Origin of the sequence: Aeromonas sp. FDAARGOS 1410 (assembly GCF_019048745.1) — a bacterium.
Lineage (GTDB): Bacteria > Pseudomonadota > Gammaproteobacteria > Enterobacterales > Aeromonadaceae > Aeromonas > Aeromonas jandaei.
In genome coordinates, this window is the sequence record NZ_CP077401.1 from 1010110 (window position 1) to 1025000 (window position 14891).

Here is a 14891-nt window from a genome sequence, read left to right on the forward strand (position 1 = left end):
AGATAATGTCGCATATCGATATAAAAACAAAACAGGATACAGGAGCAAGCGAATGCTTATTTTGACTCGTCGTGTAGGGGAAACCCTGATGATTGGTGATGAAGTGACTGTCACCGTACTGGGCGTTAAAGGTAACCAGGTCCGTATCGGTGTTAACGCGCCGAAAGAGGTCTCCGTACACCGCGAAGAGATCTACCAGCGCATCCAGGCTGAGAAAGTACCGGGTCAATCCGGCTTCTAAGCGGCTTTAATGGCTGTGACAAGGCGACACCTCATGTGTCGCCTTTTGTTTTTTAAGGCCAGGCAAAACCGCGCTGCAAGGTGCAAAAGAGCGGGATAAGTGTCGATATTGTTTGAATATTCCACGCTTTGGCCAAATGCTGAGCGAACACGCTTTTTTCTCCAAAAAAGTGTTTGACTAAAAATCCCTGTGAAGTATTATCAGCCCCGCAAACGGAGAGGTGGCCGAGAGGCTGAAGGCGCTCCCCTGCTAAGGGAGTATGCGGCTTATACCCGCATCGGGGGTTCGAATCCCCCCTTCTCCGCCATTTTGCGCCCGTAGCTCAGCTGGATAGAGTACCTGGCTACGAACCAGGTGGTCAGAGGTTCGAATCCTCTCGGGCGCACCATATTCGACTCTTTGGAGTCATGTGTTGACCATCAGCAAGTCAGCACTGAAAAAGGCTTACTGTTGAGTAAGCTTTTTTTATCGTTTGAAAACAGGGCGCCCGTAGCTCAGCTGGATAGAGTACCTGGCTACGAACCAGGTGGTCAGAGGTTCGAATCCTCTCGGGCGCACCATGTTTCAAGCAGTGCAACAATTTATGAGCGCCCGTAGCTCAGCTGGATAGAGTACCTGGCTACGAACCAGGTGGTCAGAGGTTCGAATCCTCTCGGGCGCACCATGTTTCAAGCAGTGCAACAATTTATGAGCGCCCGTAGCTCAGCTGGATAGAGTACCTGGCTACGAACCAGGTGGTCAGAGGTTCGAATCCTCTCGGGCGCACCATATCTCAAGCAGTGCTACAAGTTGTGAGCGCCCGTAGCTCAGCTGGATAGAGTACCTGGCTACGAACCAGGTGGTCAGAGGTTCGAATCCTCTCGGGCGCACCATACAGACAGCCTCGACTTCGGTCGGGGCTGTTTTTTTATGGGCGTTTTTCACCCTCTATCCATCTCGCTTGTTCCCGCTAATGGTGCTGCAACGGCCTCTTCCCAGCTTGCTGCAATCCCCGTATTCCCACTTCTTCCTGCCAGTTTCTCCTCGTTAGCCTACCGCGTCAAAACCTCGCTGTTTGCAGTGGTTTATCTTGCATGCGTGGATACCTGGCTACTACCGCCAAATGCCTTATAACCCGCTCCTGCGCGGTTTGGCGGCAATAAAAAAGGATGCCGCAGCATCCTTTTTCAATAGGAGTGATTCACTCAGCTTTTCAGCCATTTGCGAATGCGGTTTGCATCGCCGACCGGGGTGCGCTTGCCCACCGAGTTGAGCAGCACGATGGCCAGCTCGCGGTTGTCCGGCTTGGCACGCATTACCAGACAGCGGCCCGCTTCATCGGTAAAGCCGGTCTTGGAGAGGCGTACATCCCAATCCGGGTTTTTCACCAGCGGGTTGGTGTTGTTGAACATCAGGCTGTAGGCCGGGGTGGTGAAACGCATCTCGCGGTTCTCGTCCTGAGTGAACTGGCGGATCAGCGGCTGGCGATAGGCGGCAGCCACCAGCTTGGCCAGATCCTGCGCAGTCGCGACGTTGCGGGTCGAGAGGCCGGTGGAGTCGTAGAAGTGGGTATTGCGCATGCCCAGCTGACGCGCCTTGTTGTTCATGGCGCGCACGAAGGCGCTGCGGCCGCCCGGGTAGTGGCGGCCGAGGGCCGAGGCCATCCGGTTCTCGGAGGACATCAGCGCCAGATGCAGGGCGTCGCGGCGGGTCACCTTGGTGCCCATGCGAATGCGCGAGTGGGTGTGCTTGACCCGGTCGATGTCATCCTTGTCGACCGTGATGATCTGATCCAGATTTTGCCGGGCTTCCAGCACCACCAGCGCCGTCATCAGCTTGGTGAGGGAGGCGATGGGACGGGCCTTGTTGGCATTCTTCTGATAAAGGGTCTTGCCCGAGTTGACGTCTACCACCAGTGCGCTTTCCGAGCGTACATCCAGCTTGGCAGGGCTGGGGGCGGCACTCGCCGCAGGCAATCCCAGCATTCCCATCAAGCCGACAACCAGCGCAACTGCGCGAATCCGACACCGCATACTACCGACTCCATTCCCATCGAAAAAAGGCGCTAGATTCACTCATTTTTGACCGGGCTTTACAAGGGGCGATCGAGACTATTTCTGCGCTTTGCGCAAAAGCGGGATCAAAAAAGCCCTCCATTGGAGGGCTCTTCGTGCAGGCATGGTCAGCCGGCGTCAGTTCTGGGGCCGGGTGGACTTGCGCTTGCTGATCCAGCGCCAGATGAGGGCGATGACGCCACCTACCAGCAACACCACCGGCAGGTAGATGATGATGCTGAGGAACTGGGACTGATATTCGGCCGCCAGTTTGGTGTGGCTCAGGTAGTAGCCGAAGCCCACCAGCGGGCAGATCCACATGATGGAGCTGATCAGATTGACGATGAGAAAGCGGCCCTGCGGCAGTTCGGTGGCGCCGACGATGTAGGGGTAGGCGGTGCGGACGAAGGCGATGTAGCGGGCGGTGATCAGGGTGATGATCCCGTATTTGTCCAGCAGGTAGTAAACCTTCTGCTGGTGCTTCTCTTCCACATGGGAGAGCAGCCGGTGGTAGAGCTGGGTATGGCCGAGGAAGCGCCCCTGCATGTAGCCGAGCCAGGTGCCGACGAAGGTGGCCATGATCAGCAGCGGGATTACCCCGAAGGAGAGCACGTCCTGATAGATGAGGACGCCGGTCAGGATCAACAGGCTGTCGCCGGGCAGGAAAGCGGTGGGGATAAAGCCATTTTCCAATACCAGAAAGGTCAGTAAGACGGCGCAAACCATGAAGGCCATCTTGGGATCGGACAGGGTCACCAGATCCTGATGCATAAAGGCGTGAGCCAGTTGGTAAAACCGCTCCATACTTGCAAACTCCGCAGGTTAGCTGGGTTGATCGGTCAAGGGCATGGCGAGCACCTTGTCGATGCGCAGACCATCCATGTCAACAATTTCCAGTTGCCACTGTTCCAGGGTCACCAGATCGCCGGTGTGTGGAACACGACCAAGGAGCAGCATGATAAGCCCTCCGAGGGTGTGATAGTGATGTTTTTCTTCTTCCGGCAGGCGAACCAGCTCCAGACAGTCCTTCAACTCGGGCAGCGGGATCAGGCCATCGAGCAGCCAGCTGCCGTCGGCGCGCTGGAATGCCCAGTTGTCCTCGCCATCCTCCTGCTGGAAATCCCCGGCCAGTGCCTCCAGCAGATCCTGCTGGGTGACCAGCCCCTGCAGCTCGCCATACTCGTCCACCACCATCACCATCTGTTCGCTGTGGGTGCGGAAGTGGTTGAGCAGCTCGACCCCGTTGAGGGTCTCGGGCAGCAGGCTGCAATCCTGGGTCAGGGCCGCCAGATCGATGGGCTCCCCCTTGATATAGGCGTGCAGCACCTTGCTGACGTTGATGACCCCCACCAGATCCGACAGGCTGCCGTCGCAGACCGGAAAGAAGCTGTGACGATACTCCACCAGCCGTTGCAGGTTGGCCTCCAGCGGCAGCGCCAGATCCAGATAGCGGATATCGCTGCGCGGCACCATCAGGGAGGAGAGGCTGCGCTCGTCTAAACGAAACACGTTGCGCAGCATGGTGTGTTCGTGATCCTCGATCACCCCGGCTTCCGACCCCTCTACCAGCATGGCATGGATCTCCTCCTCGGTGACGTTGGCGTTGCCATTCTGGTTGACCCGCAGCAGGCGCAAGGTGGTGTTGGTGGATGCCGAGAGCAGCCAGACGAAGGGGCGGGTCATGATGGCAAGCCACAACATGGGGCGCGCCACCATACAGGCGATGCGCTCGGCGCTGAGCTGGCCAAGCCGCTTGGGCACCAGTTCACCGACCACGATGGAGAGGTAGGTTACTCCCACCACCACGATGACGGTGGCGATAAGTCCGCTGCTCTTGGGGGAGAGTCCCCACTCCTGCAGCCAGAGGGAGAAGGGCTGGGCCAGCAGGGATTCGCCATAGATACCGTTGAGCAGGCCGATGGAGGTGATGCCGATCTGCACGGCGGAGAGGAAATGAGTCGGGTTTTCGCCGAGTTTGAGTGCGATGGCCGCCGAGCGGCTTCCTTCATTGGCCAGCTTGCCAAGGCGCGCCTTGCGGGCGGTGACGATGGCGATTTCCGACATGGCGAAGAGGCCGTTAAGCAAGATCAATCCCAACAGGATCAACAGTTCCATACTGCAGCTGCACTCCTTGAGTAGAAAATATCGCTGGCAGTGTAATGAATTTGGCGGCGATGTGCTTGTGAAAGCGGGTGATCCTGCTCGCTAATTTGATCTCGCAGGGGCAGGGAGTGATGCGCGGGGAGGAGAAAAGGGCGGGAGATCCCGCCCTTGGCATGATTGCAGAGTCCCCTGTCAGAACTGCTGGAAGTAGCGCTGGATCTGCTTGGGATCCTTGGTCTGGGTCAGGGAGAGCATCAGCAGCACCCGCGCCTTCTGCGGGTTGAGGGTCTCGGCGGCGACGAAGCCGTACTTGGCGTCATCGATCTCGGCATCCAGAGTGGTGGAGCCGGTCGGTACGCGGGCGGAGCGCACGACCCGGATGCCATCCTTGCTCGCCTTGGCCAGAGTATCGAACAGGGTGTGGTAGAGGTTGCCGTTACCCACCCCGGCGCTGACGATGCCGTCGAACTTGGCATCCACCATCGCCTTGGCCGGCAGATCGGTGGCGTTGGCGTAGCTGTAGACGATGCCAACCTGCGGCAGCTTGTCGAGCTTGCTCACGTCAAACGGGGTCTTGCTGGTGTGCAGGCGAGCCGGACTGCGCTGATAGTCGATCTTGCCGTTGTGGATGTAGCCGAGCGGGCCGAAGTTGGGGGAGGCAAAGGTCTGCACGCCGGTGGTGTTGGTCTTGGTGACGTCGCGGGCATCGAGCACGGTGTCGTTCATCGCCACCATGACGCCACGTCCCTTGGAGGCGGGGTCAGAGGCGGTCACCACGGCGTTGTAGAGGTTCATCGGGCCATCGGCGCTCATGGCGGTGGAGGGGCGCATGGCGCCGACCAGCACCACCGGCTTGTCGCTCTTGACGGTCAGATTGAGGAAGTAGGCGGTCTCTTCCATGGTGTCGGTGCCGTGGGTGATGACGATGCCATCCACATCATCCTTGGCCAGCAGCTCGTTGACCCGCTTGGCCAGCTTGAGCCACACCTCGTCGTTCATGTCCTGGGAGCCGATCTTCACCACCTGCTCACCCTGCACGTCGGCCACGTTTTTCATCTCGGGCACGGCGGCGATCAGCGTCTCGATGGCCACCTTGCCAGCCTCGTAGTTGGACTGGGTAGCGGACTGGCCAGCTCCGGCGATGGTGCCGCCGGTCGCCAGAATGTGCACGTTGGGCAGCGCCATGGCCATGGGGGAGAGGGTCAGGCCGACGACGGCGGCGAGCAGGGTCTTGCGGATCGGTAGGGTCATGCTGCAAATCCTTATGGTTGGAATAATTGCAGCCAGTTTGCCCAGATAACCACCAATATCTGTGATAAAACTCACCAAAAGACAGGTGAGTACAGATTTTTAACCTGTTTTATACCTCTATAGAGATAATTTAACTCGCAGAGAAACCCTTGGCTTCGATCAGGGCGATCAGCTCGGCCTTGCTCAGCTCGCTCTCGATGACGGCCTTGCTGCTGGTAAAGTCGACGGTCGCGGTGGTGACCGCAGGCTGGGCCAGCAGGGCTTTTTGCAGGCTGGCGGCGCAACCACCACAGGACATGCCGGAGACGGTGAGTTCGATGGTCATAAATGCTCTCCTCGGTTGATATGGCACAAGGGTAAAGCTGCCGCCTCCGGCAAGGTCAAGCCGTCAGTACATAAGACCCAGATAGTTCATCAGGATTGCTCCCAGCCGGTGGATGGGTGACATGCGAGCCAAGGTTCGTAGTGGCGATGAGGTTGGCAGTTTCCTCTGGCAGGGTCAGTACATCAGACCGAGGTAATTCATCAGGGTTGCCCCGAGGCTGGTAGTGACCAGCGAACCGAGGGTGGTGGTGGCGATGATGTTTGCTGCCAGCACGCTGTCGCCCCCCATGGCGCGGGTCATCACATAGCTGGCGGCGGCAGTCGGGGTAGCGCTGATAAGAAACAGGATGCCAAGCTCCAGATGGCTGAAGCCGAGCAGGGCCGCCCCCAGAGTGAACACCGCTGGAATGAGGCAGAGCCGCATCACGCTGGCCCAGCCGGTCAGCGCCGCCCCGCCGCGCAGGGCGCCGAGACTGAGGGAGGCGCCGGTGCAGAGCAACGCCAGCGGCAGGGTCATGTTGGCGAAGTAGCCGCCAGTGGTGAGCAGCAGCTGCGGCATCTTGATACCGAGCAGGCTGAACGGCAGGGCCGCCACGATGGCGATGATGAGCGGATTCTTGATGATGCCAAGCAGGATGGGGCGAATGCCGGTGGCGCCGCCGAGGCTGCGGGTGAGGGTGATGACCGCGAGGATGTTGTAGAGCACGGTGACCGCGCCGACGTAGAGCGCTGCCGCCCCAAGCCCCTCGTGGCCATAGGCGTTCTGCACGTAGGCGAGCCCTATGATGGCACTGTTGCCGCGAAAACTCCCCTGCACGAAGATACCGCGCAGCCGCTGCTCGCCGATAAAGCGGCCCGCCAGCAGCTCCAGTACCAGATAGCTGGCGACGGTGGCCAGCAGGCCGTAACCGATAAACCAGGGGCTCGGCATGGTGGCGAAGTTGGTGCCAAGAATGCTGAGAAAGAGCAGGGCGGGCAGGGTGACCTGAAACACCAGCCGGGAGGCGGATTCGGTGAAGGGCTCCGGCAGCAGCCCCAGCCGTTTGAGCCAGATGCCGAGCAGCAGGATCACGCAGATGGGGCCTGTGATGGAGAGGGAGAAGAGCAGACTGGCCAGCAGATCCATGGTGGGCGTCCTCCTGATGCGCCGTCCGAAGCGGGGCAAAAAGGGCATTCTAACGCCATGGGCTTGTATTCACAGGGGTTAATCACAACAATGTGGGCAATTTCCACCGCCTGCGCCAAACCCCAGTGAGTCAATCCATGGACAAGAAACTGACCATCCTCGATATCGCCCGCCTCTCGGGGGTCGGCAAGTCGACTGTCTCCCGGGTGCTCAATCAGGATCCCAAGGTGAAGCAGGAGACCCGCGAGCGGGTGGAGCAGATCATCGCCGAACACGGCTTCGTGCCGAGCAAGTCGGCGCGGGCCATGCGCAGCCAGAGCCAGCAGGTGGTGGGGATCATCGTCTCGCGGCTCGACTCCAGCTCGGAGAATCAGGCGGTGCGCGGCATGCTGGAGACCCTCTACCAGCGCGGCTACGACGCCGTGCTGATGGAGAGCAAGTTCTCTCCGGCCAAGGTGCAGGAGCATCTGGCGGTGCTGGAGCGGCGCGGAGTGGATGGCATCATCCTGTTCGCCTTCAACGATCTCGACTATGCCGCCATGGCGCCGCTCAGGGATAAGCTGGTGCTGGTCGCCCGCGAATATCCCGGTTTCTCCTCGGTCTGCTTTGACGATGTCGGGGCGGTGCGCACCATGCTGGGCCAGCTCGCTGCCCGCGGTATCCGCGATATCGCCTATCTGGGGGTGGATACTGCCGACCTCACCACCGGCCAGCGCCGGCTCGACGCCTACCTCGGCTACTGCGCCGAGCAGGGGCTGGCGGCGCGCAACGCCCTCGGAGATCTCAGCCTGCAGAGCGGCTACCGGTTGGCTGCCGAGCTGCTCACTCCGACTACCGGCGCGCTGGTCTGCGCCAGCGACACCCTCGCCATCGGCGCGGCGAAATACCTGCAGGAGCAGGGGCGTAGCGAGGTGCTGGTGACCGGCCTTGGCAACAACCCCATGTTCACTTTCCTCTTTCCCAACGCCCTCACTCTGGATCTCGGTTACAAGGGGGCAGGGGAGCAGGCGGCGCGGCAGCTGCTCGGCCAGATCGAGCAGGAGCAGCCGCCGCTGGCGACCATAGCCCCCTGTCGTACCCTGTGACCCCCATCACTTCCGGCTGAACAAAAAACGCGCTTTTTGTGACGCTGGCCACGAAATGGGAACGTTCCCATTTTGATCTGGCAAGATTGTCGGCATGCTAAATGGGAACGATACCAAAAACGCTCGAGCCCAAAGAGTGGCTCGCAAGGGCGATGCAGACCACTATTCAATGGCGTCACAGAGGGAAGACCCATGTCCAAGATCAACGCACAGCAGCTTGCCACCCTGATCGACAAGATCGGCGGCAAGGAGAACATCGCCACCGTCAGCCACTGTCTGACCCGGTTGCGCTTCGTCCTGAACGATCCGGCCAAGGCCGACAGCAAAGCCATCGAAACCATCCCGGCGGTGAAGGGAAGCTTCACCCAGGGTGGTCAGTTCCAGGTGGTCATCGGCAACGAGGTAGAGCAGTGGTACAAGGCGCTGACCGAGCAGCTCGGTGTCAGCGGTGGCAGCAAGGAGGCCGCCAAGCAGGCGGCGCGCCAGAACATGAATCCGCTGGAGCGGGGCATCTCCCATCTGGCGGAGATCTTCGTGCCGCTGCTGCCTGCCATCATCACCGGCGGTCTGATCCTGGGTTTTCGCAACGTCATCGGCGACATCAAGATGTTCGACGATGGCACTCACACCCTCACCGAGATCAGCCAGTTCTGGGCTCAGGTGCATGCCTTCCTCTGGCTGCTGGGCGAGGCGATCTTCCACTTCCTGCCGGTGGGCGTCTGCTGGTCTGCGGTGAAGAAGATGGGCGGCTCCGAGATCCTGGGTATCGTGCTCGGCATCACGCTGGTGTCGCCCCAGTTGATGAACGCCTACGGCATCGGCCAGCAGACCCCCGAGGTGTGGGACTTCGGTCTGTTCGTGATCCAGAAGGTGGGTTATCAGGCGCAGGTCATTCCGGCGCTGCTGGCGGGCGTGTTCCTCGCCTGGGTAGAGACCAATCTCAAGCGGATTATTCCGGCCTATCTCTATCTGGTGATTGTGCCGTTCGTTTCTCTGCTGCTGGCGGTGATCGTGGCCCACGCCTTTATCGGCCCGTTCGGCCGCTGGATTGGTGAGGGCGTCGGCTTCGCTGCCAAGGCCGCCATGACCGGCTCCTTCGCTCCTATCGGTGCCGCCCTGTTCGGTTTCCTCTACGCGCCGCTGGTCATCACCGGCATCCACCACACCACCAACGCGGTGGATCTGCAATTGATGCAGAGCATGGGTGGCACCCCGATCTGGCCGCTGATCGCCCTCTCCAATATCGCTCAGGCTTCTGCGGTCGTCGGCATCATTCTGATTAGCCGCAAGGAGAACGAACGGGAGATCTCGGTGCCTGCCGCCATCTCCGCCTATCTCGGGGTGACCGAACCGGCCATGTACGGTATCAACCTCAAGTACAAGTTCCCCATGCTGTGCGCCATGGTGGGCTCCAGCCTTGCAGCCCTCATCTGCGGTTTCGCCGGGGTGATGGCCAACGGCATCGGGGTAGGCGGCCTGCCGGGCATCCTCTCCATCCAGCCGCAATACTGGGCCGTTTATTCCCTCGCCATGCTGGTCGCCATCGTGGTGCCGGTGGTGCTGACCCTGCTGGTCTACAAGCGCCAGCAAGCGGCCGGCAAGCTGGCCGAAGCCAGCGCCTGAATCTGATTGTCAGGGCGACCTTGCGGGTCGCCCTCTCCCATTTCAATTTGTGACAAGAGAAAGAGCCATGAGCCAAACACCCTGGTGGCAGAGCGCCGTGATTTACCAGATCTATCCCAAGAGCTTTCAGGATTCCGGCGCCCGTGGCACCGGTGATCTCAAGGGGATCATGGCCCGCCTCGATTACCTCAAGACGCTAGGGGTCGATGCCCTCTGGCTGACCCCGGTTTACGTCTCGCCGCAGGTGGACAACGGCTACGACATCGCCGACTACTACGCCATCGACCCCGCCTACGGCACCATGGCTGATTTCGAGGCGCTGCTGGCCGCCGCCCACGCGCGCGACATCCGCATCGTGATGGATATCGTGGTCAACCACACCTCCACCGAGCACGCCTGGTTCAAGTCGGCGCTGGGGGATAAAAACAGCCCCTACCGCGACTACTACATCTGGCGCGATCCGGTGGATGGCGGCGTGCCCAACAACTGGCAATCCAAGTTTGGTGGCAGCGCCTGGGAGCTCGATGAGATCACCGGTCAGTACTACCTGCACCTGTTTGCCCGCGAGCAGGCGGATCTCAACTGGGAAAATCCGGCGGTGCGCGCTGAGGTCAAAAACATCATCCACTTCTGGGCCAAGAAGGGGGTGGACGGTTTCCGCCTCGACGTCATCAACCTTATCTCCAAGGATCAGGCGTTCCCGAACGACGAGATTGGCGATGGCCGCCGCTTCTACACCGACGGGCCGCGCATCCACGAATTCCTGCAGGATGTGAGCCGCGACGTGTTTGCTCCTGTCGGCGCCATGACGGTGGGGGAGATGTCCTCCACTTCGCTGGAGCACTGCCAGTGCTATGGCGCCCTCGATGGCTCCGAGCTCTCCATGGTGTTCAATTTCCACCATCTGAAGGTGGATTACCCCAACGGCGACAAGTGGACCAAGGCGCCGTTCGATTTCCTCGAACTCAAGCGCATCTTCAACCACTGGCAGAGCGGCATGCACGGCAAGGGGTGGTCGGCGCTGTTCTGGTGCAACCACGATCAGCCGCGCATCGTCTCCCGCTTCGGCGATGAGGGCGAGCATAGAGTCGTGGCCGCCAAGATGCTGGCCAGCACGCTGCACGGTTTGCAGGGCACCCCCTACATCTATCAGGGGGAGGAGATCGGCATGACCAACCCCGGCTATCAGCGCATCGATGACTATCAGGATGTGGAGAGCCGCAACATCTTCGCCATCAAGCAGGCCGAAGGGATGAGCGAGGCCGAGATCCTCGCCATTCTCGGTGCCAAGTCCCGCGACAACTCGCGCACCCCGATGCAGTGGAGCGCCGCCCCCAATGCCGGTTTCACCAGCGGGACGCCCTGGCTCAAGCCAGCCGCCAACTATTCCGGGATCAATGCCGAGGCGGCGCTGGCCGACCAGCACTCGGTGTTCTGGCACTATCGGGATCTCATCGCCCTTCGCAAGGCGCACCCCATCTTCACGCAGGGGGATTATCAGGAGCTGCTGACCGGGCACCCGCAGATCTGGGCCTATGCCCGCCGCGCCAACGGTCAGACCCTGCTGGTGGTGAGCAACTTCTACGGCGAGCCGGTGGAGTTTGCCTTGCCTGCCGAGCTGCAAAGCGGGCAAGGTCGGCTGCTGCTCGGCAACTACCCGGATAGCCCGGCCCAACCGCAATCGGGTATGCTGCGCCCTTATGAATCCCTGATCTGGCTGATGGAGTAGGTAATGGAGAAGGTGGTGCGTGGTGCCGAGTGGCAGAAGATGGTGGCGGGGGAGCCTTATGATGCGGGCGACCCCGAGCTGAAAGCGGCGCGCGAGCGCTGCCGCAGGCTCTATCACACCTTCAACACCAGCTGGCAGGAGAAACCGGCGCGGGATGCTTTGCTGCACGAGCTGCTCGGTAGCCGCGGCAACGAGTGTGCCATCAATCCGCCGTTCTTCTGCGACTATGGCGCCAACATCTTCGTCGGCGAGAACTTCTACGCCAACGTGGGTTGCACCATCCTCGACGTCTGTGAGGTGCACATCGGCGACAACGTACTGCTGGCGCCCGGGGTGCAGATCTACACCGCCGCTCACCCGGTGGCGGTGGCGCCGCGCATCAGGGGTGTCGAGTTCGGCAAGCCGGTACGGATCGGTCACAACGTCTGGATTGGTGGCAGTACGGTTATCTGCCCCGGCGTCACCATCGGTGACAACAGCGTCATCGGTGCCGGTTCGGTGGTGACCAAAGATGTGCCCGCCAATGTGGTGGCGGCCGGCAACCCCTGTCGGGTATTGCGGGCGATGACAGCGGAGGAGCTTGCGGGCTTCGAATAGGCATTTTCGAGGGGCTTGGTGGCGCTTTTTATCATTTATTTTTCAAATGATATGGCTTCCATCATTTGCTTATCGAATGGATGATGACCCCTCAAAACGCCCAGTTGGTGCGGTTTCGGGGCGATTTATCCCTTCCAGAGCATTCGCCCGATCGACATGCAACTGGGCCCCGGTTCGGATTATTGTCCATTGATTGCTCATGTCTGGCTGAGGGCGGCCGATACTCTTTGATGCAGGAGGTAACCTATGGACATATCCAGCTCTGCAAATGCGTCATTCGGTTCTGCGTTGATGGCGGCTAGTCTGGCCAAAAAACAGCAGACCCAAGAGGGCGAATCCGCACTGAAATTGCTGCAAACCGCAGCGCAATCCGCTCCGGCTGCGCCGACATCGGCCAGCGCTTCCCTCGGAAGCAATATCGATATCCGTGTCTGAGCGATAAAAAAGCCCCCATCTCTCGATGGGGGCTTTCTTTTTATTTGGCAGTTACCTGTCAGGCTCAGACCGGGAAAGGGGCTGGTGCCTCGAAGGTCATCCGCTCGCCGCTGCGGGGGTGGCTGATGGTCAGGCTGGCCGCATGCAGATAAAGGTGCGGTGCCGCCGCCAGCGCATCCGGGTTGGCGTAGAGGTTATCGCCGAGGATAGGGTGACCCAGCTCCAGCATATGAACCCGCAGCTGATGGGAGCGACCGGTAATCGGGGTCAGCTTGATCAGGCTGTTGCCGTTCTCCACCTTCAGCTTCTGCCACAGGGTCAGGGCATGGCGCCCCTCCTCATGGTCAACTTTCTGTTTCGGGCGGTTGGGCCAGTCGACGCAGAGCGGCAGGTCCACTTCACCCGCATCCTGTTCCGGTTCACCCCACACCCAGGCGAGGTAGTGCTTCTCGGTCTCCCGTTCGCGGAATTGCCGGCTCAGCTCCCGGTGGGAGTTGGGATTGAGCGGGATCACCAGCACGCCGGTGGTCGCCATGTCGAGGCGATGGGCGGCTGCCGCTTTGGGGTGTTGCTGCTTGACCCGATGGAGCACGCTGTCTTCATTCTCGGGGCCGCGCCCGGGGACGCTCAGCAGGCCAGTGGGCTTGTTGACCACCATGATGTCCTTGTCCTTGAACAGGATATCGAGCCAGGGTTCCAGGGGCGGTGAGTATACAAACATAGCGTCTCGCATCTTTGGTCAAAGCGGGGGCAAGCCCCCATCAGTTATGGGTTACCACGATAAAAGTGCATGGCAGCCAACTTGCGTTGGGTTTGGCCATTTCACCGTTTTATCAGTTATGGGTCACCACAATAAAGCGGATGGCATCCAGCTTGAGCTGGGTCTGGTCGATCAAGTGGTGCAATTCTGCCTGCAGATTGCGCAGATATTCCAGCTCGCTGTCGCGCACGTTCGGGTTGACCGCCTTGAGCGCCTCCAGACGATCGAGATCCTGTTGCAGGGTCTGCGCCATCTGGGCGCGGGCCTTGTCGACAATCCCGGCCTTCAGCTCTTCGGCAATCGCCTGGCCCTGGCCAATCAGACCGTGGATCACCGGCTGGGATGCAGTCACCAGCTTGCTGCCAAGGTGGCGGTTGACCGGCGTCAGCTGGCGGTTGAACGCATCGAACGCCACCTTCTCACCGAGATTGTTGCCGTTCTTGTCCATCAGCAGGCGGATCGGCGTCGGCGGCATGAAGCGGTAGAGCTGGGGATGGGCCGCAGACTCGGCAACGAAGATCAGCTCAAGCAGGATGGAGCCGATGGGCAGCGCCTTGTTCTTGAGCAGTGCTACCGAGGTGGCACCGATCTCGGAGCCGAGGATCAGGTCGATACCGCCGCGCATCATGGGGTGATCCCAGGAGAGCAGCGCCATGTCATCCCGCGACAAGGCGGTATTGCGATCGAAGGTGATGGTCATGCCGTCTTGCGGCAAGCCCGGGAAGCTGGAAACCAGCATGTGATCACCGGGAGTCAGCACCAGCGCGTTCTCACCTCTGTCGTCCTGATTGACGCCGATCTCGTCGAACATCTTGAGGGCGAAGGAGATCATGCCGGTGTCGTCATCTTCGGCGGCCAGCTTATCGACCAGCTGCTGGGCGGCGGCGCCACCGCTGGAGTGGATCTCCAGCAGGCGATCGCGGCCCTGTTCCAGCTTGGCCTTGAGCGGTTCGTGCAGTTCGCGGGTCTTGATTAGCAGGGCGTCGAGGGCCGCCTGATCGCCGGTGTTGGCGGCCAGTAGCTCGAACAGCTCTTCACGTACCGCTTCGAATACCGGGCGGGCAGTCGGGCAGGTCTGCTCGAACGCGTCCAGACCATCGTGATACCAGAGCAGCAGGGCGCGCTGGGCAGTCCCTTCCAGATAGGGAACGTGGATCTCGACGGTATTCTGCTGACCGATACGATCCAGTCGGCCGATACGCTGTTCCAGCAGATCCGGGTTGAGAGGCAGATCGAACAGCACCAGATGGCTGGCAAACTGGAAGTTGCGCCCTTCTGAGCCGATCTCGGAGCAGAGCAGCACCTGGGCGCCACCCTCTTGCTGGGCAAAATAGGCGGAGGCCTTGTCCCGCTCGAGGATCGACATCCCTTCGTGGAACACGGCACCACGGATCCCTTCACGGGTACGCAGCGCCTCTTCCAGCGCGATAGCGGTCGCCGCTTCGGAGCAGATCACCAGCACCTTCTGCTGGCGGGCTGAGAGTAGCAGCTCCAGCAACCATTCGACGCGCGGGTCGAACTGGGTCCAAGTGGCGTTGTCACCTTCGAACTGCTGGAAGATCTTCTCGGGATAGAGGTAGCGCA

14 protein-coding genes and 6 tRNA genes (1 of these 20 running past the window's edge) are annotated in these 14891 nt (G+C 60.5%); 12 read left to right on the forward strand and 8 right to left on the reverse strand.

Annotation, left to right across the window (positions count from 1 at the left end; genetic code table 11):
- Positions 1-52 precede the first annotated feature (52 nt).
- The 7 genes from csrA (at position 53) to I6L40_RS04855 (ending at position 1113) form a co-directional block, all read left to right on the forward strand.
- The gene (gene csrA / locus I6L40_RS04825) at positions 53-241 is read left to right on the forward strand and encodes a carbon storage regulator CsrA (protein WP_005305164.1); all 189 of its coding nucleotides are present in this window, start codon (positions 53-55) and stop codon (positions 239-241) included.
- A gap of 214 nt (positions 242-455) precedes the next feature.
- A tRNA-Ser gene (locus tag I6L40_RS04830) sits at positions 456-548 on the forward strand.
- A gap of 4 nt (positions 549-552) precedes the next feature.
- Positions 553-629: transfer RNA gene (locus I6L40_RS04835), tRNA-Arg, on the forward strand.
- Between the two features lie 95 nt (positions 630-724).
- A tRNA-Arg gene (locus I6L40_RS04840) sits at positions 725-801 on the forward strand.
- Positions 802-828: 27 nt separating this feature from the next.
- Positions 829-905 (forward strand) — tRNA-Arg (locus tag I6L40_RS04845).
- 27 nt (positions 906-932) lie between these two features.
- Positions 933-1009: transfer RNA gene (locus tag I6L40_RS04850), tRNA-Arg, on the forward strand.
- Between the two features lie 27 nt (positions 1010-1036).
- Positions 1037-1113, forward strand: a tRNA-Arg gene (locus I6L40_RS04855).
- Between the two features lie 312 nt (positions 1114-1425).
- Here the strand turns inward: I6L40_RS04855 and pbpG are convergent.
- The 6 genes from pbpG to I6L40_RS04885 all read right to left on the reverse strand — a co-directional run bounded on the left by pbpG (position 1426) and on the right by I6L40_RS04885 (position 7078).
- Positions 1426-2253, reverse strand: coding sequence for a D-alanyl-D-alanine endopeptidase (pbpG, locus tag I6L40_RS04860; RefSeq protein WP_041210894.1), 828 nt, complete (start codon positions 2251-2253; stop codon positions 1426-1428).
- Positions 2254-2412: 159 nt separating this feature from the next.
- Entirely contained in the window at positions 2413-3078 is a 666-nt protein-coding gene (locus I6L40_RS04865) for a DedA family protein (RefSeq protein ID WP_201915482.1), read from the reverse strand.
- Positions 3079-3096: 18 nt separating this feature from the next.
- A complete protein-coding gene (locus I6L40_RS04870; protein WP_033115934.1) occupies positions 3097-4389 on the reverse strand; it encodes a hemolysin family protein in 1293 nt (430 codons plus the stop codon).
- A 180-nt stretch (positions 4390-4569) separates the two neighbouring features.
- Entirely contained in the window at positions 4570-5628 is a 1059-nt protein-coding gene (gene ansB / locus I6L40_RS04875) for an L-asparaginase 2 (protein WP_041210891.1), read from the reverse strand.
- Between the two features lie 130 nt (positions 5629-5758).
- Positions 5759-5953: a heavy-metal-associated domain-containing protein gene (locus tag I6L40_RS04880; protein WP_071914838.1), complete on the reverse strand. Its 195-nt coding sequence runs from the start codon at positions 5951-5953 to the stop codon at positions 5759-5761.
- A gap of 174 nt (positions 5954-6127) precedes the next feature.
- Positions 6128-7078 (reverse strand): AEC family transporter, encoded by a 951-nt coding sequence (locus I6L40_RS04885; RefSeq protein WP_041210889.1) that lies wholly within the window; start codon positions 7076-7078, stop codon positions 6128-6130.
- Between the two features lie 137 nt (positions 7079-7215).
- On the opposite strand from I6L40_RS04885, the gene treR reads away from it, so the two are divergent.
- From treR to I6L40_RS04910, 5 genes are all read left to right on the forward strand, one after another.
- Positions 7216-8163, forward strand: coding sequence for a trehalose operon repressor TreR (treR, locus tag I6L40_RS04890; RefSeq protein WP_216995066.1), 948 nt, complete (start codon positions 7216-7218; stop codon positions 8161-8163).
- 192 nt (positions 8164-8355) lie between these two features.
- Positions 8356-9786, forward strand: a complete 1431-nt coding sequence (gene treB / locus I6L40_RS04895; RefSeq protein ID WP_042033278.1) for a PTS trehalose transporter subunit IIBC — start codon at positions 8356-8358, stop codon at positions 9784-9786.
- 67 nt (positions 9787-9853) lie between these two features.
- Positions 9854-11515, forward strand: a complete 1662-nt coding sequence (gene treC / locus I6L40_RS04900) for an alpha,alpha-phosphotrehalase (protein WP_216995067.1) — start codon at positions 9854-9856, stop codon at positions 11513-11515.
- 3 nt (positions 11516-11518) lie between these two features.
- On the forward strand, positions 11519-12112 hold the full coding sequence (locus I6L40_RS04905; RefSeq protein WP_071914829.1) for a sugar O-acetyltransferase: 594 nt from the start codon (positions 11519-11521) through the stop codon (positions 12110-12112).
- A gap of 246 nt (positions 12113-12358) precedes the next feature.
- On the forward strand, positions 12359-12547 hold the full coding sequence (locus tag I6L40_RS04910) for a hypothetical protein (protein WP_019446232.1): 189 nt from the start codon (positions 12359-12361) through the stop codon (positions 12545-12547).
- A gap of 64 nt (positions 12548-12611) precedes the next feature.
- Here I6L40_RS04910 and rluA read toward each other — a convergent pair whose 3' ends face one another.
- Positions 12612-13268: a bifunctional tRNA pseudouridine(32) synthase/23S rRNA pseudouridine(746) synthase RluA gene (gene rluA, locus I6L40_RS04915; RefSeq protein ID WP_043852217.1), complete on the reverse strand. Its 657-nt coding sequence runs from the start codon at positions 13266-13268 to the stop codon at positions 12612-12614.
- Between the two features lie 112 nt (positions 13269-13380).
- On the reverse strand, positions 13381-14891 hold the 3' portion of the coding sequence (gene rapA, locus I6L40_RS04920; RefSeq protein WP_071914826.1) for an RNA polymerase-associated protein RapA. The gene runs 1357 nt beyond the window's last position; 1511 of the gene's 2868 nt are visible here — the last part of the coding sequence; its start codon lies off the right edge, out of view; the stop codon is at positions 13381-13383.

Coding starts and splice junctions, on each gene's coding strand:
- ansB (WP_041210891.1), bottom strand. CDS start 5,628: ATGACCCTACCGATCCGCAAGACCCTGCTCGCCGCCGTCGTCGGCCTG.
- I6L40_RS04905 (WP_071914829.1), top strand. CDS start 11,519: ATGGAGAAGGTGGTGCGTGGTGCCGAGTGGCAGAAGATGGTGGCGGGG.
- I6L40_RS04880 (WP_071914838.1), bottom strand. CDS start 5,953: ATGACCATCGAACTCACCGTCTCCGGCATGTCCTGTGGTGGTTGCGCC.
- I6L40_RS04865 (WP_201915482.1), bottom strand. CDS start 3,078: ATGGAGCGGTTTTACCAACTGGCTCACGCCTTTATGCATCAGGATCTG.
- I6L40_RS04910 (WP_019446232.1), top strand. CDS start 12,359: ATGGACATATCCAGCTCTGCAAATGCGTCATTCGGTTCTGCGTTGATG.
- I6L40_RS04870 (WP_033115934.1), bottom strand. CDS start 4,389: ATGGAACTGTTGATCCTGTTGGGATTGATCTTGCTTAACGGCCTCTTC.
- I6L40_RS04885 (WP_041210889.1), bottom strand. CDS start 7,078: ATGGATCTGCTGGCCAGTCTGCTCTTCTCCCTCTCCATCACAGGCCCC.
- treB (WP_042033278.1), top strand. CDS start 8,356: ATGTCCAAGATCAACGCACAGCAGCTTGCCACCCTGATCGACAAGATC.
- csrA (WP_005305164.1), top strand. CDS start 53: ATGCTTATTTTGACTCGTCGTGTAGGGGAAACCCTGATGATTGGTGAT.
- treC (WP_216995067.1), top strand. CDS start 9,854: ATGAGCCAAACACCCTGGTGGCAGAGCGCCGTGATTTACCAGATCTAT.
- rluA (WP_043852217.1), bottom strand. CDS start 13,268: ATGTTTGTATACTCACCGCCCCTGGAACCCTGGCTCGATATCCTGTTC.
- treR (WP_216995066.1), top strand. CDS start 7,216: ATGGACAAGAAACTGACCATCCTCGATATCGCCCGCCTCTCGGGGGTC.
- pbpG (WP_041210894.1), bottom strand. CDS start 2,253: ATGCGGTGTCGGATTCGCGCAGTTGCGCTGGTTGTCGGCTTGATGGGA.